The organism is Sphingosinicellaceae bacterium (genome assembly GCA_019285715.1).
Taxonomy (GTDB): Bacteria; Pseudomonadota; Alphaproteobacteria; order Sphingomonadales; family Sphingomonadaceae; genus Glacieibacterium.
Genome location: CP079108.1, coordinates 2,334,521 through 2,353,271 on the forward strand (window position 1 = coordinate 2,334,521; position 18,751 = coordinate 2,353,271).

Annotated in this window: 17 protein-coding genes and 1 pseudogene; 6 read left to right on the forward strand and 12 right to left on the reverse strand. The window is 68.6% G+C overall.

The features are described from left to right. Window positions 1-104 precede the first annotated feature (104 nt). The 4 genes from fabF to KX816_10880 form a co-directional block, all read right to left on the reverse strand. Window positions 105-1,367, reverse strand: coding sequence for a beta-ketoacyl-ACP synthase II (fabF, locus tag KX816_10865; protein ID QXQ04810.1), 1,263 nt, complete (start codon window positions 1,365-1,367; stop codon window positions 105-107). A gap of 129 nt (window positions 1,368-1,496) precedes the next feature. Continuing rightward, window positions 1,497-1,736: an acyl carrier protein gene (locus tag KX816_10870; protein QXQ04811.1), complete on the reverse strand. Its 240-nt coding sequence runs from the start codon at window positions 1,734-1,736 to the stop codon at window positions 1,497-1,499. 312 nt (window positions 1,737-2,048) lie between these two features. Next, window positions 2,049-2,783, reverse strand: coding sequence for a 3-oxoacyl-[acyl-carrier-protein] reductase (fabG, locus tag KX816_10875; GenBank protein QXQ04812.1), 735 nt, complete (start codon window positions 2,781-2,783; stop codon window positions 2,049-2,051). 11 nt (window positions 2,784-2,794) lie between these two features. Then, window positions 2,795-3,685 carry an ACP S-malonyltransferase gene (locus tag KX816_10880; GenBank protein QXQ08518.1) on the reverse strand — a complete coding sequence of 297 codons (891 nt, stop codon included), beginning with the start codon at window positions 3,683-3,685 and terminating at the stop codon, window positions 2,795-2,797. Between the two features lie 270 nt (window positions 3,686-3,955). Between KX816_10880 and KX816_10885 the strand changes: the two genes are divergently transcribed. From KX816_10885 to KX816_10900, 4 genes and pseudogenes are all read left to right on the forward strand, one after another. Further along, the gene (locus tag KX816_10885; GenBank protein ID QXQ04813.1) at window positions 3,956-5,065 is read left to right on the forward strand and encodes a hypothetical protein; all 1,110 of its coding nucleotides are present in this window, start codon (window positions 3,956-3,958) and stop codon (window positions 5,063-5,065) included. Window positions 5,066-5,089: 24 nt separating this feature from the next. Beyond that, entirely contained in the window at window positions 5,090-5,776 is a 687-nt protein-coding gene (locus tag KX816_10890; GenBank protein ID QXQ04814.1) for a hypothetical protein, read from the forward strand. 107 nt (window positions 5,777-5,883) lie between these two features. Continuing rightward, entirely contained in the window at window positions 5,884-6,732 is an 849-nt protein-coding gene (locus tag KX816_10895; GenBank protein ID QXQ04815.1) for a MoxR family ATPase, read from the forward strand. 61 nt (window positions 6,733-6,793) lie between these two features. Continuing rightward, a pseudogene (locus tag KX816_10900) lies at window positions 6,794-7,626 on the forward strand (DUF817 domain-containing protein). On the opposite strand, the gene KX816_10905 reads toward KX816_10900, so the two are convergent. Genes KX816_10905 through KX816_10915 form a run of 3 tightly spaced genes read right to left on the reverse strand, consistent with a single transcriptional unit; the run spans window position 7,591 to window position 9,753 of the window. Beyond that, window positions 7,591-8,301 carry a TRIC cation channel family protein gene (locus KX816_10905; GenBank protein QXQ04816.1) on the reverse strand — a complete coding sequence of 237 codons (711 nt, stop codon included), beginning with the start codon at window positions 8,299-8,301 and terminating at the stop codon, window positions 7,591-7,593. The pseudogene KX816_10900 and the gene KX816_10905 sit on opposite strands and share 36 nt — an antisense overlap. Next, window positions 8,298-9,011, reverse strand: a complete 714-nt coding sequence (locus tag KX816_10910) for an SDR family oxidoreductase (GenBank protein ID QXQ04817.1) — start codon at window positions 9,009-9,011, stop codon at window positions 8,298-8,300. Before KX816_10910 ends, KX816_10905 begins: the two co-directional genes overlap by 4 nt. A gap of 13 nt (window positions 9,012-9,024) precedes the next feature. Continuing rightward, a complete protein-coding gene (locus tag KX816_10915; protein ID QXQ08519.1) occupies window positions 9,025-9,753 on the reverse strand; it encodes an SDR family oxidoreductase in 729 nt (242 codons plus the stop codon). Between the two features lie 37 nt (window positions 9,754-9,790). Between KX816_10915 and KX816_10920 the strand changes: the two genes are divergently transcribed. Further along, window positions 9,791-10,744: an SDR family NAD(P)-dependent oxidoreductase gene (locus KX816_10920; protein ID QXQ04818.1), complete on the forward strand. Its 954-nt coding sequence runs from the start codon at window positions 9,791-9,793 to the stop codon at window positions 10,742-10,744. On the opposite strand, the gene KX816_10925 is transcribed toward KX816_10920, so the two are convergent. The 3 genes from KX816_10925 to KX816_10935 form a co-directional block, all read right to left on the reverse strand. After that, window positions 10,741-11,442, reverse strand: a complete 702-nt coding sequence (locus KX816_10925) for an ABC transporter ATP-binding protein (protein ID QXQ04819.1) — start codon at window positions 11,440-11,442, stop codon at window positions 10,741-10,743. The genes KX816_10920 and KX816_10925 overlap by 4 nt on opposite strands. After that, entirely contained in the window at window positions 11,435-12,685 is a 1,251-nt protein-coding gene (locus KX816_10930) for a lipoprotein-releasing ABC transporter permease subunit (protein ID QXQ08520.1), read from the reverse strand. Before KX816_10930 ends, KX816_10925 begins: the two co-directional genes overlap by 8 nt. Before the next feature lie 160 nt (window positions 12,686-12,845). Beyond that, window positions 12,846-14,153, reverse strand: a complete 1,308-nt coding sequence (locus KX816_10935; GenBank protein ID QXQ04820.1) for a proline--tRNA ligase — start codon at window positions 14,151-14,153, stop codon at window positions 12,846-12,848. A gap of 409 nt (window positions 14,154-14,562) precedes the next feature. On the opposite strand from KX816_10935, the gene KX816_10940 reads away from it, so the two are divergent. Continuing rightward, window positions 14,563-15,165, forward strand: a complete 603-nt coding sequence (locus KX816_10940) for a glutathione S-transferase family protein (GenBank protein QXQ04821.1) — start codon at window positions 14,563-14,565, stop codon at window positions 15,163-15,165. A 6-nt stretch (window positions 15,166-15,171) separates the two neighbouring features. On the opposite strand, the gene KX816_10945 is transcribed toward KX816_10940, so the two are convergent. Both KX816_10945 and KX816_10950 read right to left on the reverse strand, forming a co-directional pair. After that, window positions 15,172-16,929 (reverse strand): DUF4153 domain-containing protein, encoded by a 1,758-nt coding sequence (locus KX816_10945; protein ID QXQ04822.1) that lies wholly within the window; start codon window positions 16,927-16,929, stop codon window positions 15,172-15,174. Window positions 16,930-17,106: 177 nt separating this feature from the next. Continuing rightward, window positions 17,107-18,741, reverse strand: coding sequence for a CTP synthase (locus KX816_10950; GenBank protein ID QXQ04823.1), 1,635 nt, complete (start codon window positions 18,739-18,741; stop codon window positions 17,107-17,109). Between the last annotated feature and the right edge of the window lie 10 nt (window positions 18,742-18,751).

Consider the following 18,751-nt stretch of genomic DNA (forward strand, 5'->3'; position numbering starts at 1 on the left):
GGCTCACGTCGCCGCGACGGCGCGCGTCCGGACCGCGACGGCGGGCGGGCGGGCCGCGACGGCGAGCGCTTTGGCGGCGCGCGCCGCTTCCCCCGCGCCATCGGTCATAGTGCCCGCATGACCAGTGTCGCGTTGGTGCCGCCGAACCCGAACGAATTGTTCAGCACCGCCTTGACCGACCGGCGCTTGGCGATGTGCGGCACGAGGTCCACGCCCTCGCAGGCATCCGACGGGTTGTCGAGGTTGAGCGTCGGCGGGACGATCTGGTCGCGCATCGCAAGCAGGCAGAAGATCGATTCGACCGCTCCCGCGCCGCCGAGCAGATGCCCGATGGCCGACTTGGTCGACGACATGCTGACCGTCTCGATGGCATTGCCGAACAGGCGACGGACCGCGCCGAGCTCGAGCTCGTCGCCCATCGGCGTCGAGGTGCCGTGGGCGTTGATATAGTCGATGTCGGACGGGTTGAGGCCCGCGCGGCGCAGCGCCATCTCCATCGAGCGGAAAGCGCCCGAGCCCTGCGGGTGCGGCGCGGTGACATGGTAGGCGTCGCCGGTCAGGCCGTAGCCGATGACTTCGCCGTAGATCTTGGCTCCGCGCGCCTTGGCGTGCTCGTACTCCTCGAGGCAGACGATGCCGGCACCCTCGCCCATGACGAAGCCGTCTCGGTCCTTGTCGTAGGGACGGCTGGCGCGGGTCGGCTCGTCGTTGAAGTTGGTCGACAGCGCACGTGCCTGGCTGAACCCGGCGATGCCGAGCGGGCAGATCGCGCCCTCGGAGCCACCGGCCAGCATCACGTCGGCGTCGTCGAGCGCGATCATCCGCGCCGCGTCGCCGATCGCGTGCGCGCCGGTCGAGCAGGCGGTGACGACCGCGTGGTTCGGGCCCATCAGGCCGTATTTGATGCTGACCTGGCCCGAGATCAGGTTGATCAGGCGGCCGTGGACGAAGTGCGGGGAGACCCGGCGCGGGCCCTTTTCGTGCAGGACGATCGACTCCTCCTCGATGCCCGGCAGGCCGCCGATGCCCGACCCGATGGTGCAGCCGGCCCGGAAGCGCTGTTCCTCGGTCATGTCGGTGAGGCCAGCGTCCTCAAGGGCTTGGCCGGCGGCGTCGATACCGTAGATGATGAACGGGTCGACCTGGCGCTGGACCTTGTGGTCGACCCGCTTGCCGGCATCGAAGGTGTCGCCGGTGCCGTCGCCGCGCTTCACTTCCATCGCGATCCGGCAGGCATAGCCCGTCGCATCGAAGCGGGTGATCGGGCCGGCGCCGGATTTCGAGGCGATCAGCGAGGCCCACACGGTCTCGACGTCGCTGCCCAGCGGCGTCACCATCCCAAGGCCGGTAATTACGACGCGGCGCATCCGCGTTCTCCTTTCAAAGTGTCGGGCTCAAACCAAAACGGCTCCCCACAAGCGCGGGGAGCCGTTTCGAAAACCCAGGGCGCGCACCCCGTGCGCCCGTCAGGCGCAAGCCGGATCAGCGCCGGTATTTCAGGCCTTTTCGTGCGTCTGGATGAAGCCGATCGCATCCTTGACGGTCAGGATCTTCTCGGCCGCATCGTCGGGAATTTCGACGCCGAATTCTTCCTCGAAGGCCATCACCAGCTCGACGGTGTCGAGGCTGTCGGCCCCGAGGTCGTCGATGAAGCTGGCATCCTCGGTCACCTTGTCGGCATCGACGCCGAGATGCTCGACGACGATCTTCTTAACGCGCTCAGCGACATCGCTCATGGTAATCCTCTCCCGGTCATGAGGCGTCGCCGCCTCCGAATTGTTGATGTCAGGCGATAGCCAAGGTGGCGCACCGTGGCAAGCGCTCGCAAAGCGGTGAGGTTCCGGATGTGGGGAAGCGTGGCGATCGCGCCATGCTACGGTGCCAGCCCGGGCTCGACCCGGGACCCAGCTGACCCAGCGCTTGGACTTCGGAATTCGCTGGGTCCCGGTTCAAGTCCGGGATGACACTGCAGCAAGGCCCGGGATGACAAAGCAGCGAATCTCGGGATGTCATCCCAAGCTGAACGAAGCCCGCCCGCAATCCCCGCCTCAGATCATCGCCATCCCGCCGTTGACGTGGATCGTCTGCCCGGTGACGTAGGCCGCCTCCCGCGACGCGAGGTAGACCACCGCGGCGGCGATGTCGGCACCTTCGCCGAGCCGCCCGGCGGGGATGCGCGCGGTCAGCGCGTCCTTTTGCGCCTCCGGCAGCGCATTGGTCATCGCCGAGACGATGAACCCGGGCGCGACGCAGTTAACGGTGATGCCGCGGGTCGCGACCTCCTGCGCCAGCGCCTTCGACATGCCGATCAGGCCGGCCTTCGACGCCGCGTAATTGACCTGCCCCGGATTGCCGGTGACACCGACCACGGAGGTTATCGAGACGATCCGCCCGAAGCGCGCCCGCATCATCGGCTTGCAGGCGGCGCGGCACAGGCGGAACGCGGCCTCCAGATTGACCCGGATGACGGTGTCCCACTCCTCGTCCTTCATCCGCATCGCGAGGTTGTCGCGGGTGACGCCGGCGTTGTTGACGAGGATATCGAGGGTGCCCAGCGCCGCCACCGCCTGCGGGACCAGGGCATCGACCGCGGCGCCGTCGGACAGGTCGCAGGGCAGCACCTCCGCCCCGCCGATCTCGCTCGCGAGCTGGTCGAGCGCCTCGCGCCGCGTGCCCGAGAGCGCCACCTTGGCGCCCTGCTGTACGAGCGCGCGCGCCACCGCGCCGCCGATGCCGCCCGAGGCACCGGTAACCAGGGCTGTCATTCCGGAGAGGTTGAACATTCGGCGGTCCCCTAGAGTGTCTTCGCGACCGCTTCGATGCCGGCCATGTCGGTGGCCGCAGTACACGGCACGTCGGGCGTGATGCGCTTGATCATCGGGCCGAGCACGCGCCCGCCAAGCTCGATGAAACCGTCCACACCGAGTCCGGCCATCGCCAGGACGCTTTCGCGCCACCGGACCATTGCCGTAACCTGTTCGACCAATAGCGTACGAATAGTTTCGATATCGCTGACCGGAGCGGCGGTGACGTTTGCCACCAGGGTCACGTACGGCGCATCGAGGCGGGCATCCGCCAGCGCCGCCGCCATCGCCTCCGCGGCGGGCTGCATCAGCGAGCAGTGGAACGGCGCCGACACCGGCAGCAGGATAGCGTGGCGGGCACCGCGCGGTCGCGCCAGCGCGATCGCCCGGGTCACCGCCTCGATGTGCCCGGAGACGACGACCTGCCCCGGAGCGTTGTCGTTGGCGGCCTGGCAGACCTGTCCCGCAGCCGCTTCGGCGGCAACTTCGAGCACGCTCGGCAGGTCGAGCCCGAGCAGCGCCGCCATCGCGCCGACCCCGACCGGCACCACCGCCTGCATCGCCAGCCCGCGCAACCGGAGCAGGCGGGCGGTATCGGCAAGGCTGAGCGAACCCGCCGCGCACAGGGCGGTGTATTCGCCAAGGCTGTGGCCCGCGACGAACGCCGCCTTGTCGGCGAGGCGCATGCCGCCCTCCTGCTCCAGCACGCGCAAGGCCGCGATCGACACCGCCATGATCGCCGGCTGGGCGTTGGCGGTGAGCTTGAGCGAGTCCTCGGGTCCCTCGAACATTAGCGCCGACAACTTCTCGCCGAGCGCGTCGTCGACCTCCTCGAACACGGCACGGGCGGCGGGGGATGCGGCGGCGAGTGCCTGGCCCATGCCGACGGCCTGGCTGCCCTGCCCCGGAAATACGAATGCACGCGTCAAGCGATAGTCCCCTTTTGGTTGGGGCGCGGTCTAGTCGCGACGCTTCGGACGGGCAAGACAGGAGGGTATTTCGCCCCTTGGCACCACCGCGCAATACGATCGTTTGCACAGCGTTGAGCTTCGATTAAACAGACTCGTGCGCCCGTTCATCCGCCAGCCACGCGGGCCGCATAGAATCAACGTCAAGCGCCCGTCCAACGCGGGTTTCTCGAGAGGGTCATCATGAAGTTTGCGTCGTCGTTCGCACCGGTTGTTCTGATCGCGGCCGCGCTGGTCTCGACAGCGCCAGCCGCCGCCGCGGTCTCGGCCGGGGTCGGCAAGCCTCTGGTGCAGGCCGCCAATGCCGCGAAGTCGGGCAACACCGCCGCCGCCATCGCCGCAGTCAACAGCGCGCGCTCGGCCGCCAAGACTCCCGAGGAGCGCAACAAGGTCGGCCAGATGGCGGCCTATGTGTACACCCGCGCCGGCCAGTACGGCCGCGCCGCTTCCGAACTCGAGGCGATGGGCGCGCCGCCGCAGCAACTCGCGGGCCTGTATTACAACGCCGGCGACTACAACAAGGCGGTCAGCTATGCCCGCAAGGCCGGCGGCGAGAACATGCAGATCCTGATCGCGCAGGCCGCGGTCAAGCAGGGCCGCTACGGCGAGGCGGTCACCGCCTACAACAACCTGATCAAGTCGAACGGTGCCAAGCCGGTGTACCTCGAGAACCTCGCGGGTGCGCAGTACAAGTCCGGCGACAAGAAGGGCTACATTGCCACCACCACCCGCCTGATCAAGATCGACCCGTCGCCGGCCCGCTGGAAGACGCTGCTGATCAACATGCGCCAGGCCCCGATGACGCCCGACGCCAAGCTCGCGCTGTACCACCTGATGAACCAGACCGGCACCATCGACCGTAACGAGGATTATCTCGAGTTCGCCAAGCTGGCGCTGGTCGCAGGCCAGTCCGGCACCGCGAAGGAAGTCCTCAGCAAGGCCGGCACCGCGGGCACCGACGCGATGAGCGTCCGCCTCGCGCAGGCCGCAAACGAGCGCACCGCAGCGTCCGCCGCGCAGGCCCCCAAGCTGGCCGCCAGCCCGGCGACCGCGATGCAGGGCGGCAACGCCTACTTCGGCCTCGGCCAGTACGGCCCGGCGATCGCCGCCTACGACAAGGCCGAGACGGTCAGCGGCAGCGGCGCCGACACCGCCCGGCTGTTCAAGGGCATCGCGCAGGTCAAGGCCGGCCAGGTCGGTCCCGCCAAGGCGACCTTCGCCGGCATTCCCGACGCCAGCCCGGTCCGCGACATCGCCAACATGTGGGGGCTGTACGCTTCGACCAAGGGCTGACCCGGTGCGCCGGGGGCGGCCGAATTGATCGGATCAGGGGGAGGATATCGGCGGCCGGCGTTCGCGCTGGCCGCCGTTGCCCTGCTCGGCGCTGCGCCTGCCGACCCGCTCCTCGCCCGCCTGATCGCCGGGGCCAACGCCCTGCCCCCGGCGACCCTGAGCTTCGAACGCAGCATCGCGAGCAGCCAGACCAGCGACGGCAAGGTCGAGCGCCACGACCAGGTCGATCGCTGGGATGGCCGCGCCTGGACGGTCCTCAGCATCGACGGCAAGCCACCCGAGGCGCGCGCCGCTGCGGACGCAGTCAAGGCTTCCGAGGCGAGCGGCGTGCCCGGCTACTACCGCCTCGCGACATTCCTCGCCGCCGGCCCGGTTCGCGTCGCCGAAGGTCCGGGGTCGGTCACCTACCGCCTGGCCAAGCTGCCGCCCGGCGGCGTCAGCGTGAAGGGCGCATCGCCCGAGAAGTTCAGCGCGGAGCTCAGCGTCGACACCAGCGGCCCAGTGCCGTTCGTCCGCCACGCCCGCTATTTCGCCCCGGCGCCGATGCGCATCATGATGGTTGCCAAGCTCGACCGCTTCGAAGCGACCGCCGACTACAAGCTCGGCACCGCCGGCCGCCCGGAGCTGACCCGCCAGGCCGTCGACATCGCCGGCGCGCTGTTCGGCCGCTCCGGCACCCAGCACAGCGATATCGCGCTGACGTATCGTTAGCGTCGGCGATAGACGTTTGTGTCAGGCTTGCCGCGCGGCAGCCCGCCCGCTACCCCTGACGCGAACGTCAACCCCCCGACGCGAGCGTCGACACCGAGGTCCTGCCCATGCGTTTCGAAGGCACCGATGCCTATGTCGCCACCGACGACCTGCGGGTCGCGGTCAACGCCGCCGCGACGCTGCGCCGCCCGTTGCTCGTCAAGGGCGAGCCCGGCACCGGCAAGACCGTGCTGGCGCAGGAAATCGCTACCGCCTTCGACGCCCCGCTGATCGAGTGGAACGTAAAGTCGACGACCAAGGCGCAGCAGGGCCTGTACGAATACGACGCGGTATCGCGCTTGCGCGATAGCCAGCTCGGCGATGCCCGTGTCCACGACATCGCGAACTACATCCGCAAGGGCAAGATGTGGGAGGCCTTCACCAGCGAGCGCCTGCCGGTCTTGCTCATCGACGAGATCGACAAAGCCGACATCGAGTTCCCGAACGACCTGCTAACCGAGCTCGACCGCATGGAATTCGACGTCTACGAGACCGGCGAGCGCATCAAGGCGGCCCAGCGCCCGATCGTCATCATCACGTCGAACAACGAGAAGGAGCTGCCCGACGCCTTCCTGCGCCGCTGCTTCTTCCACTACATCAAGTTCCCCGACCGCGAGACAATGGAAAGCATTGTCCGCGTCCACTACCCCGACATCCAGAAGAACCTCGTCGCCGAGGCGCTCAACATCTTCTTCGACATGCGCGAAGTCCCGGGCATGAAGAAAAAGCCGTCGACCAGCGAGCTCCTCGACTGGCTCAAGCTGCTGATGCACGAGGACCTCCCCGTCGAAGTCCTCCGCAACCGCGACACCAAGAGCCTGATCCCGCCCCTCCACGGCGCGCTGCTCAAGAACGAGGCGGACGTGATGCTGTTCGAGCGGCTGGCGTTCATGAACCGAAGGCAGGGCAACGCCTGACGACGCTGCTTTAGGCGGACCGACAGCGGCGCACAGCCGTTTTGCCGGCGTCCGTCGGCGGCTGGAGGCGCTGCGCTTTCGGCACCGCTGGCAGGACTGGCTGTTCGAGTTCCTGCTGTTCGGCTTCAAGCAGGGCTGGGCCTGCCTGTTCGGCGCGTTGATGCTCGGCGCGCTGCTGGCGACGCACCTCTGGTACCCGGCATCGGCACCGCTGGCGCGCTACGACTTCCTCGTCATCGTCGCGGTCGCGATCCAGGCCGGCATGCTGGCTTTCCGCCTCGAGACGCTGGCCGAGGCGAAAGTCATCCTGGCGTTCCACGTTGTCGGCACGGTGATGGAGGTCTTCAAGACCCACATGGGGTCATGGATCTACCCCGAGGCCGGCTGCTCAAGCTCGCGGGCGTGCCGCTGTTCTCGGGCTTCATGTACGCCGCGGTCGGCAGCTATATCGCCCGCATCTGGCGCATCTTCGAGATCGAACCGGTCGGCTATCCGCCGCTTTGGCAGCCGCCGCTGCTGGCGACAGCGATCTACATCAACTTCTTCAGTCATCATTTCATCCCCGACCTGCGCTGGCTGCTGTTCGCGGCGACCGCGATCGTATTCCGGCGGACATGGTTCGTCTTCACGCCGTTCCGTACGGAGCGGCGCATGCAGATCCTGCTCGGCTTCGTGCTGGTCGCGCTGTTCATCTGGTTCGCCGAGAACATCGGCACCTACAGCCACGCCTGGCTCTATCCCGGCCAGTCAGGTGAGTGGACAATGGTGCCGCTCGCCAAGCTGAGTGCGTGGCTGTTGCTGATGATCATCTCGTTCGTACTGGTCTCGGTCGTCCACGGCATGGGTGAAGGCGTGCGCCTAGCGCAAGTGCGGCAACCGCCACTCCCCCAGTAGCGCCGCCGTTCGCAGGCCGAAGATCGCCACCCCCGCGATCATGCCCGCGATGCCCCTGCCGACCCCGAACCGCCGCACCAGCACGACCATCAGCGCGGCCCCCGCCAGCGCCGCGGTGGCGTAGAAGTCGGCGTGCAACACATGCGGCACGCGGGCGCTGAGGACGTCGCGGAGGATGCCGCCGCCGCAACCGTTGACGGTCGCGATGATGACGACGCTGGCCGCGTTGAGCCCGTAGTCGAGGCTCTTGCGGGCTCCGGCGACCGCGGCCAAGGCAAGGCCGACCGCCTCGAACACGTCGAGCGCAAGTGGCGGGGTCCAGTCCGCGACATGCCCCGAGGCGAGGCCGAAGCCGACCACGACCATCGTCGCGGCGAGCGCCAGCGCGGCGTAGCGCCAGTCTCGGAACGCCGCCGGGGGGTGCTCGCCGAGGATCAGGTCGCGGAGCACGCCGCCGCCGGTCGAGCCGACGAACGCCAGCACGAGAATGCCGAACAGGTCGAAATCGGCTCCCACCGCCGTCACCGCACACTCGGCGGCCAAGACGAATGTCGCCGCGAGGTCGACGGTGGTCAGCACCCGGTCGCGGATGCGGTCGTCGAACAGGCGCTCGCGGAGGCTGCCGCGCCGGGCGGGGGTTGGTTCCGGAACGTCGGCGGCAGGCTCGATGCTCACCGCAGCATCATGCCGCCGTCGATGGCGAGGCTCTGGCCGGTGATGTAGCTCGCGCCGGGGCTGGCGAGGAAGACGATCGCCTCCGCGACTTCGCCGGGTTCGCCCCAGCGGCGCATCGGTACCGCCTTGAGCAGACGGGTCTCGTAGGCGGGGTCGCGGCGCTGGCCCGCGGTCATGCGGGTGCGGACGAGGCCGGGCGCGACGAGGTTCACGCGGACGCCGTCCGGCGCCCATTTGTCGGCGAGCGCCCGCGTCAGCCCGAGCAGACCAGCCTTCGACGCGGTGTAGGCGGGGGTCTCGCGGAGCGCGAGGAACGACGCCAGGCTGCCGACATTGACGATGGAGCCGCCGACGGCCTTGAGGTGCGGGTGGAAGCGCACCGAGACGTCCATGACCGCGTTCAGGTTGAGGTCGATGACCGCCTCGAAGCCGTCCTGCGTGTACTCGTCGGCGCGCCCGGTGCCGGCATTGTTGACCAGCACGTCGATCGGCCCGACCGCCTCGACCAGCGCCGGGCGCGACGGCGATTGCCCGAGGTCGGCCTGATGATAGTCGAGGCCGTCGAGCGGGTCCTCGTAGTCGGCCGGACCCGCACGCGTGCCGGTGACCAGCACCCGCGCCCCCAGCGCCTCGAACGCTCGCGCCGTCGCCAGCCCGATGCCCTGGCTGCCGCCGGTGACCAGCACCGTCTTGCCCGCTGCCCAACTCATGATTGTCTATCCCTCAAGCGCTTAGTCCGCCGTCGACGAGCAGCGATTCGCCGGTGATGTAGCCCGCCAGCGCCGAGCACAGGAAGACGATCGCGCCGGCAACGTCGCCTGGCTCGCCGAGACGACGCAGCGGTACCTGGGCCTCGGTCGCGGCGCGGCGGTTGTCGTCGCTCCACGTCACGCGCGTCATCTTGGTGCGGATCAGCCCCGGCGCGACGAGGTTGACCCGGATACCCTCGCTCGCGAACGCCTGCGCCAAGGTCTTCGTCAGCGTGAGCAGGCCGCCCTTCGAGGCCGAGTAGGCGGGCTGCCCGATGGTGCCGCGGAAGCTCGCGACTGAGCCGATCATGACGATGCTGCCGTTCGCTGCTGCCAGCGCCGGCCGGAACTTCTGCGCCAGCTGCATCGGCCCGGTCAGGTTGGTCGCGAGGATATCAGCGAAGGTGTCGATCTCGAACTCGGCGCGCCGGTAGGCGACCTTGCCGGCAGCGATCACCAGTGCATCGAGCCGCGGTAGCCCGGGGTCGAACGCCGCCACGGCATCGCGGTCGCCGATGTCGAGCTGGTGGTAGGCGAGGCCCTCGAGGCTGCCGTCCTCGCCCGCATAGTCGGTCGCCGCCGCCCGCGTGCCGGTCACTGCGACGCTGGCTCCGCCGGCGCGGAACAGCTGGGCGGCGGCGTTGCCGATCCCGGTCGAGCCGCCGACGACGAGTGCGTGCTTGCCGCTGAAGTCCATGCCGATCAGGATGCGCACTCCCCTATTTCGACGGAGGTTGGCGATGGCGTTGCTGGATGGCAAGGTCGCGATTGTGACAGGCGGCGGCCGCGGGCTCGGGCGTTGCCATGCACTGGCACTCGCGGCGGCAGGCGCGCGGGTCGTGGTCAACGATCTCGGCGGCTCGGTGACCGGCGGCGGGGACGGCGACGCAGCGGCGGCGGTGGCGGCCGAGATTCAGGACGCGGGCGGCATCGCGGTCGCCAACCTTGCCAGCGTCGCCGACTGGGCGGGCGCGGAAACCATCGTCGCGCAGGCGGTGCGGACGTTCGGCGGGCTCGACATCGTGGTGAACAATGCCGGTATCAACCGCCCGGCACTGCTCGTCGACATGACCGAGGCCGACTTCGACCTCGAGATCGCGGTCCACCTCAAGGGCACCGCCGCGGTCAGCCACTTTGCCGCGGTTCACTGGGCGGAGCGCGGCTCGGAAGCCGGGCGCGCGATCGTCAACACGACCTCCCCGGTCGGCGTCCACCCGATGCCGCAGGGCGGGGCTTACGGCGCGGCGAAGGCCGGAATTGCGGCGCTGACCCAGTGTCACGCGCAGGAACTCGCGGCGCTCGGGGTGCGTGTCAACGCGGTCGCCCCGTGCGCGCGAACTCGAATGGTCGCGGCAACGCCAGATGTGCTTGCGTCGATGCCCGAGGTCTCGGGCTTCGACCGCCACGCGCCGGAACATGTGTCGCCGTTGGTTGTGTACCTGGCAAGCGCGCTCAACCGCTTCACCGGCCGCGTGTTCGGTGTCGAGGGGCCCGACGTGGCGCTGTTCCGGTCCTGGAGCGCGGACGATCTCGTTACCCGCGACGGCGGCTGGACGGCGGAGACTCTGGCCGAGGCGCTGGAGGCGCTGGCGGTACAGTCCGATACGCACGCCTTCTACCCCGGCGGGCGAATCGCGACGAAGGTCCCGCCAAACCGGACGCTCAAAGCTCTGGCAGGGGTTTTCGCAGGTTAGGCCAACCGCCCCTCGTGGAGCGTCACCACCCGGTCCATGCGCTGCGCCAGCGACAAGTTGTGCGTCGCCACCAGGGCCGCGCCGCCCTGCCCGCGCACCAGCCGGAGGAATTCCGCCAGCACCTTGGCCGCGGTGGCTTCGTCGAGGTTGCCGGTCGGCTCGTCGGCGAGGATCAGGACGGGCTGGTTGGCCAAGGCGCGAGCGACGGCGACACGCTGCTGCTCGCCTCCCGAAAGCTGCGACGGGCGGTGTTCGAGGCGCGCGCCGAGGCCGAGGTCGCCGAGGAGCTGGGCGGCCCGGGTCGTGGCTTCGGCGCGCGAACGCCCGGCGATGAGCTGGGGCAGGACGACGTTCTCGACCGCGGAGAAGTCGGGGAGCAGGTGGTGGAACTGGTAGACGAAGCCGAGGCGGTCGCGGCGGACGCGGGTGCGGTTGGCAGCGTCCACCGCTTCCACGCGCTCGCCGCCGATGCTGATCTGGCCGCCGAAGCCACCCTCCAGCAGTCCGACCGCCTGCAGCATCGTCGACTTGCCCGAGCCCGAGGGGCCGAGCAGCGCGACAATCTCACCGGGGGCGACGGTCAGATCGACGCCGCGCAGGACCTCGATGACGGTCTCGCCCTGCTTGAAGCTCCGGGTCAATCCCTCGACCTTGAGGACCGGCTCGGAAGCGGCCCACGGGCTTTGCGGTTCACTCATAGCGCAGCACCTCGACCGGGTCGGTGCTCGCCGCTTTCCAGGCGGGGTACAGCGTCGCCAGGAACGACAGCAGCAGCGCCAGCAGGACGATACCGACGATCTCGACCGGATCGGTGCGCGATGGCAGGTCGGTAAGGTAGCGCACCGAGGGGTCCCACAATTGCGCGCCCGTAAGGCGCGCGATCAGCCCGGTGATATTCTCGCGGAAGTGCAGGATGACGAAGCCGATGATCACCCCGGCGGCGATGCCGACCGCGCCGATCGCCGAGCCGACGAAGATGAAGATCCGCATCGTAGCGGCGCGGCTGGCGCCCATCGTGCGCAGGATGGCGATGTCGCGGGTCTTGGCGCGGACCAGCATGACCAGCGACGACAATATGTTGAACGCCGCGACCAGGATGACGATCGCCAGCAGCCAAAACATCACGGTGCGCTCGACGACCAGCGCCTCGAACAGCGCCGAGTTCGTCGACCGCCAGTCATTGATCACCGCGACCGAGCGCACGGTGTCGGCCAGCGGTGCGAGGATATCCCCGACCTTGTCCGGGTCGACGGTCACCACCTCGACCATGCCGACCGCGTCGCCGAGCATGAGCAGGGTCTGCGCGTCCTGCATCGGCATGACCACAAAGGCCTTGTCGTAGTCGTAGATGCCGACCTCGAAGATCGCGACGATCTTGTAGGCGATGATGCGCGGCACGGTGCCGAACGGCGTCACCTGACCTTGTGGGCTGATCAGGCTGACGCTGTCGCCGACGCGCGCTCCGAGCGCCTCCGCCAGCCGTGCGCCGATGGCGACGGTGTTGGTGCCGGGGACAAGATCCTTGAGGCTGCCCTGCTTGACGCCGTCGGTCATGACCTTGGTGGCGAGGATGTCGTGCATCGTCATGCCGCGGACGAGGACGCCCTCGACTCGGTTCTGGAAGCTCGCCATCAGCGGCTGCTCGATCAGCGGGGTCGCGCTGGTCACGCCGGGCGTGGCGCGGACCTTAGCGGCGAGTGGCTCCCACGCCTCCAGCTTGCCGCCGTAGCCCTGGATGACAGCGTGGCCGTTAAGCCCGAGGATGCGGTCGAACAGCTCGGCCCGGAAGCCGTTCATCACCGACATGACGATGACCAGCGCCGCGACGCCAAGCGCGACGGCACCCGTCGCGATGGTGGCGACGAGGAAGATGAACCCCTCGCCCCGGCCGGGGAGCAGGTAGCGCCGGGCGATCATGCGCTCGTAGGAGGTGATCACGATCCTGCCCCCTCCCCTTCAGGGGAGGGGCGAGAGACAGCGCCCTTGCGCTGGCCCGGGGGTGGGAACGCTCCGTCGGAGAAACACAGGCGTGGAGCAAGCACCCACCCCCGGGCCGCGGCAAGCGCCGCGTCTCTCGGACCCTCCCCTGAAGGGGAGGGTGTCACGACAGCCTCGCGATTGCGTGGTCGATCGAGACGTCCTCACGCTCGCCGCCGCGGCGCTTGAGCTCGACGGTGCCGGCCGCGACGCCCTTCGGGCCGACGATAAGCTGCCACGGCAGGCCGATCAGGTCGGCGGTGGCGAATTTCGCCCCGCCGCGCTCGTCGCGGTCGTCATACAGGACCTCGATCCCGGCGGCCTCGAGCTTGCCGTAAAGCGCGTCGGCAGCACCGGCGCAGGCAGCGTCGTCGGCGCGGAGGTTGATCAACGCGACCTTGTACGGCGCGACCGCGTCGGGCCAGACGATGCCGGCGGCGTCGTGGCTCGCCTCGATGATCGCACCGACGAGCCGCGAGATGCCGATGCCGTAGCTGCCCATCAGCGGGCTTACCGGCTGGCCGTCGGCGCCCTGGACGGTGACGCCCATGGCCTTGGTGTACTTGTCGCCGAAGTAGAAGACCTGCCCGACTTCGATGCCCTTCGACTGCTTGATCGCGTCGCCGGCGGCTTCCTCAGCCTCCGGATCGCGCTTTTCGTCGGTCGCGGCATAGTCGGCGTTGAGGCTGTCGACGAAGGTCTCCAGCGCGTCGCGGTCGTCGGCGTCGACATAGAGCAACCGCGATTGCTCCCAGTTCTGATGGTAGAACACGTCGCTCTCGCCGGTCGGCGCGAGGACGATGAACTCGTGGCTGAGGTCGCCGCCGATCGGCCCGGTGTCGGCGCGCATCGGGATGGCGTGCAGCCCCATGCGCTGAAAGGTACGGAGGTACGCCACGAACATCCGATTGTAGCTGTGGCGCGCGGCGGCGAAATCAAGGTCGAAGCTGTAGGCGTCCTTCATCAGGAACTCGCGCCCGCGCAGCACGCCGAAACGTGGCCGGGTCTCGTCGCGGAACTTCCACTGGATCTGGTACAGGTTGAGCGGCAGGTCGCGGTACGAGCGGGCGCCGTTGCCAAGGATCGTCGTGAACAACTCCTCAGCGGTCGGCGAGAACAGCATGTCGCGGTCGTGCCGGTCCTTGATGCGCAGCATCTCGGGGCCGTAGGCGTCGTAGCGCCCGCTGGTCTTCCACAGGTCGGCGGACTGGATCGTCGGCATCAGCACCTCGACCGCACCGGCGCGGTCCTGCTCCTCGCGGACGATAGCCTCGATCTTCTTGAGGACGCGCAGGCCCAGCGGCAGCCAGGCATAGATGCCGGCCGCGGTCTGCCGGATCATGCCGGCGCGGAGCATCAGCTGGTGGCTGACGACCTGCGCGTCGCCAGGGGTTTCCTTGAGGACGGGCAGGAAATATCGCGACAGGCGCATTGGTTCAGAGCTCCGGGGGATGCCGCGGTCCTGTAGCACGCGGGGGTGGAGGCGCAATTGGTGCACTTAAGGCAGTGTGGCCGTTCGACCACAACATTGCACAACCTGCTTGTTACGAAGAGTTTGCCGGTGACAGCGGGCGAGTCCCAGAATATCCACGCAATTGCACCGGGGCCACAGCGGCCAGGGTTCAGGGAATGACGGCCCAGTCTTCGGAAACAAGGGTCGCAAGAGACACAGTGTCGACGCTCTGAGGGGGGCTTCGGGGGTGTCGAACACCAAGTTTCGGTCTCGTCACCGCGAACGCCCGGGTTCAACCCCGGGCGTTTTCGTTTTGGGCGCTTTGGTCTACGAAGATCTCGAAACGGCGGGCAACGACCCGGCGACTTGATTGGGGGAGATCAGCGGCATGATGCTTTACGGGGCGCCCGAGCCCGCCCCCAACCCGCGCCGCGTCACGCTTTTGCTGCGCGAAAAGGGCATCAGCCTGCCGGTCACCAACGTCGCGCTGATGAAGGGCGAGCACAAATCACCCGCGATTGTGGCGCTCAACCCGCGCGGGCAGGTGCCGTTCCTGGTCCTCGACGACGGTCGTGTGCTGGCCGAGACGGTGGCGATCTGTCGCTACCTCGACGAGCTCCATCCCGAGCCGCCGCTGTTCGGCACCGATGCCTGGGAACGGGCGGAGACCGACATGTGGGTGCGGCGGGTCGAGACGACGCTCGGCGTGCCGGTGTCACTGGTGTGGGTCCACGGCCATGCGCTGACCGCGACGATCTTCGAGCAGATACCCGCGGTGGCCGAACAGGCGCGCGGCCGTGTCGCCGAGGTCCTGAAATGGTTCGACGAACAACTGGCGGGTAAGCAGTGGCTGGCCGGCGACCGCTATACCGTGGCCGACATCGTGCTGCTGACGGTGTTCGACTTCGCGGTGTTCGTCGGCATCCCGGTGCCCGGGGAACTTACGGCGCTGCACGACTGGCACCGGCGGGCGACGGCGCGCTACGCCTGAGCGGCGTTACTCGAACGGCTCGCCCGCAGGTTGGCCGCCGATGAAGATCTGCCGTCGCTTGACCTCCCGGACTTCGACGTCACCGCGCGCGATCGCTGCGGCGCGTAAATTTGCGTCGGCGAGCCGCGCGTCGGACTCGCGTTTGCGGACTTCGGCGGATTGCGCCTGGTATCGCGTCTCGCCCCAATTTCCCGCGCCTTCCTCGAGCTGGGCGGTCGGGCCGATATCGGCAGCGGACCCGGCCAGCGTCGCTTCGTGCGCGCCCGGCACGTACAGCAGGACGCAGCGGTGCTCGGCATTGCAGCTTTCGAAGGCGGCGATGCGCTGGCGCAGGCCAGCGGGCAGCGGCACCGGTTTGGGCAGGATGGTCAGGTATTTCTCGAGCGTGTCGGAGCGCTGCTGCTGGTCGACATCCTGTCGCGCGCTCCAGCGGCTTTCAGATTTGAGCGCGGTCGCTGCAGCCGCCCGGATCGCTGGGGTCGCACCGCTTTTTACCAGGCGCTCGACCGCCGCCTTGCCGCTCGGCCCGAAATCGTAGCGCAGCGCCGTCCAGTCGAACTTGTCCGGCGCGGTGCGGCCGCTCGCCAGGCGCGCGACCTGGTCGCGGGTCGACAGCGCCCCGAACGCAACCAAGGGCGTCGACAGCACGAATGCGACGCCGCACAGTCCGACCGCGAGCTTGAGGTTGGCGGCGCGGACCGGCGCGCTCCAGCCGGCGCGGGCGCGGACCAGCTGGACGAGGTACGCCAGCCCGTAGGCGCAAGCGATGCCGGTGAACACCACCGCCCACAGCCGGTCCGGGGTCAGCCCGTACTGGTTGATCCGCAGGCCCGTCGAGACCGCGGCGATGACCCCGAGCGGCAGCATCGCGAGGCCCAGTCCCATCGCGGCCCAGCGCAGCGCCCGCCGCGGCGACTCGTCCTCGGGGCGGTCGGCGATGACCGAATTCGACAGCAGCAGCGCTCCGATGACGCAGCTCACCAGGATCGGCGTCGTCGACTTCGTCGCCTGCCACAGCGGCACGAGGCCGGTGAACGGCAGCGCCACCAGGAACGCCAGCAGCCCGGCGGCGAGCACCGGCGCCAGCACCGACAGCACGATCGTGACGACGCGCTGCAAGGTCCCGAGCACGCGCTCGCGGTCGCGGAGCAGGCCGACCGCGCCGCCGAACGCCGCTCCGGTCAGCATCTTGCCGAACCACGCTTTGCGGAGGAGCAAGGACAGGTTGTGAATGCCGATCAGGTCGAACAGCGCCGCGAGCAGCTCCGCGAGACCCCAGGTGATGCCGACAAAGACGCAAGCGGCGCACCACAAGACGACGTTGGTCCACGCGTGATTGTGCGCGGCGATGTAGGGGATGCGGTCGCTGAGACTCCGCTGCCCGGCGGCATGTCCGGACGCGTCGCGCCAAGCCTGGAACAACGGTGCCGCGATGGCGACCGTCAGCAGCGCGCAGGCGACACGCCAGCCATCGGTCGCATCCCAGCTGCCGGTGCCGTTCCAGTAGATCACCGCGGCAACGATCGCGGCGCTGACCAGCGCGAAACTCAGGCTGAGGCGCTGACGGTCGCGTTCGACGACGAAGGCGTAGGCGACGCCACCGACAGCGAGGAAGGCGGCCAGCGCGAGCCGGCCGCTGTCCTCGGTCACCTGCCACTCGGTCTTGCCATTGAGCAGGACGTGCAGCGCCAGCGCGACCGCCGCGCCCGCGACGGCCAGCAGGGCGGCGCGTAGCGGCCAGTCGCGGTGTTCGGTATCGCTCATGATTTCGTCCCCCGACCGAGACCTACCCCACATTGTCATTCCGGCGAAGGCCGGAACCCAGTTGCGCCCAGTATACCCTTTTCAACCTGTCATCCCGGCGAACGCCGGGACCCATCACCCGAACTCAGGAGATGGGTCCCGGCTTCCGCCGGGATGACGGCGTGGTGGAGGGCAGCCTCAGACCAGCCGGCTCTGCTTGACCGCCGCCTCGATGAAGCTCGCGAACAGCGGGTGCGGGTCGAAGGGCTTGGACTTCAGCTCCGGGTGAAACTGTACGCCAACAAACCACGGGTGGTCGGGGCGCTCGATGATCTCGGGGAGCAGGCCGTCGGGGGACATGCCGGAGAACATCAGGCCGGTGGCCTCGAGGCGGTCGCGGTAGCGGCTGTTCACCTCGTAGCGATGGCGATGGCGCTCCGAAGCGCACGAGCTGTCGTAGATCGACGCGGCGACGCTGTTGCCGGCCAGCACCGCCTCGTAGGCACCGAGCCGCATGGTGCCGCCGAGGTCGCCGAGCGCGTCGCGGGTCTGCAGGCCCTCGGCGCTCATCCACTCGGTAATCATGCCGACGACGGGCTCGTCGGTCGGGCCGAACTCGGTCGAGGACGCGCCTGCGATACCGGCAAGGTTCCGCGCCGCCTCGACGCACGCCATCTGCATCCCGAAGCAGATGCCGAAGAACGGCACCTTGCGTTCGCGGGCGAAGCGGATGCTCGCCAGCTTGCCGCCTGCGCCGCGCTCGCCGAACGCGCCGGGCACGAGGATCGCGTGCATCGGCTCGAGCCGCGCCGCGACGTCGCTGTCGTCGGCCTCGAACAGCTCGGCGTCGATCCACTGGATGTTGACCTTGACGCGGTTGGCGATGCCGCCGTGGACCAGCGCCTCGTTCAGCGACTTGTAGGCGTCTGGCAGGCCGACATATTTGCCGACGACGCCGATGGTGACCTCGCCCTCGGAGTTCGCCAGGCGCTCCTCGATCGAGGCCCAGCGCGACAGGTCGGGGTTGGGTTCCGGGGTGATGCCGAAGGCCAGCAGGACCTGCTCGTCGAGGCCCTCGGCATGGTATTGGAGCGGCACCGCGTAGATGCTGGCGGCGTCGAGCGCGGGGATGACCGCCTCCGGCCGGACGTTGCAGAACAGCGCGATCTTGGCGCGGTCGCTGACGGGCAGGAACTTCTCGCAGCGGCAGACCAGGATGTCGGGCTGGACGCCGAGTGCGGCGAGCTCGCGGACGCTGTGCTGGGTCGGCTTGGTCTTGAGCTCGCCCGCGGCCGCGATGAACGGCACCAAGGTGACGTGGATCGACACCGAGTTGCCGCGGCCGAGGTCGTTCCTGAGCTGGCGGATCGCCTCGATGAAGGGCAGCGATTCGATGTCGCCGACCGTCCCCCCGATCTCGCAAAGGACGAAGTCGAGGTCCTCGGTGTCGGCCATCGCGAACGCCTTGATCGCGTCGGTGACGTGCGGGATGACCTGCACCGTCGCGCCGAGGAAGTCGCCGCGGCGCTCCTTGGCGATGATGCCCTGGTAGACGCGGCCCGAGGTGATGTTGTCGCTTTGACGCGACGGCACGCCGGTGAAGCGCTCGTAGTGCCCGAGGTCGAGATCGGTCTCGGCGCCGTCGTCGGTGACGTAGACCTCGCCATGCTGGTAGGGCGACATCGTTCCGGGATCGACGTTGAGATAGGGGTCGAACTTGCGGATCCGCACGCGGTATCCACGCGACTGCAGCAACGCCGCGAGCGCTGCGGCCATGAGACCCTTACCGAGTGACGAGACCACGCCCCCGGTTATGAAAATGAACCGTGCCATGGGAGGAACG

Bases quoted from the DNA above. Each gene is read 5' to 3' on its own strand.
- fabF (QXQ04810.1), bottom strand. From the start codon at position 1,367: ATGCGCCGCGTCGTAATTACCGGCCTTGGGATGGTGACGCCGCTGGGC.
- KX816_10870 (QXQ04811.1), bottom strand. From the start codon at position 1,736: ATGAGCGATGTCGCTGAGCGCGTTAAGAAGATCGTCGTCGAGCATCTC.
- fabG (QXQ04812.1), bottom strand. From the start codon at position 2,783: ATGTTCAACCTCTCCGGAATGACAGCCCTGGTTACCGGTGCCTCGGGC.
- KX816_10880 (QXQ08518.1), bottom strand. From the start codon at position 3,685: ATGGGCCAGGCACTCGCCGCCGCATCCCCCGCCGCCCGTGCCGTGTTC.
- KX816_10885 (QXQ04813.1), top strand. From the start codon at position 3,956: ATGAAGTTTGCGTCGTCGTTCGCACCGGTTGTTCTGATCGCGGCCGCG.
- KX816_10895 (QXQ04815.1), top strand. From the start codon at position 5,884: ATGCGTTTCGAAGGCACCGATGCCTATGTCGCCACCGACGACCTGCGG.
- KX816_10910 (QXQ04817.1), bottom strand. From the start codon at position 9,011: ATGAGTTGGGCAGCGGGCAAGACGGTGCTGGTCACCGGCGGCAGCCAG.
- KX816_10920 (QXQ04818.1), top strand. From the start codon at position 9,791: ATGGCGTTGCTGGATGGCAAGGTCGCGATTGTGACAGGCGGCGGCCGC.
- KX816_10925 (QXQ04819.1), bottom strand. From the start codon at position 11,442: ATGAGTGAACCGCAAAGCCCGTGGGCCGCTTCCGAGCCGGTCCTCAAG.
- KX816_10935 (QXQ04820.1), bottom strand. From the start codon at position 14,153: ATGCGCCTGTCGCGATATTTCCTGCCCGTCCTCAAGGAAACCCCTGGC.
- KX816_10940 (QXQ04821.1), top strand. From the start codon at position 14,563: ATGATGCTTTACGGGGCGCCCGAGCCCGCCCCCAACCCGCGCCGCGTC.
- KX816_10945 (QXQ04822.1), bottom strand. From the start codon at position 16,929: ATGAGCGATACCGAACACCGCGACTGGCCGCTACGCGCCGCCCTGCTG.
- KX816_10950 (QXQ04823.1), bottom strand. From the start codon at position 18,741: ATGGCACGGTTCATTTTCATAACCGGGGGCGTGGTCTCGTCACTCGGT.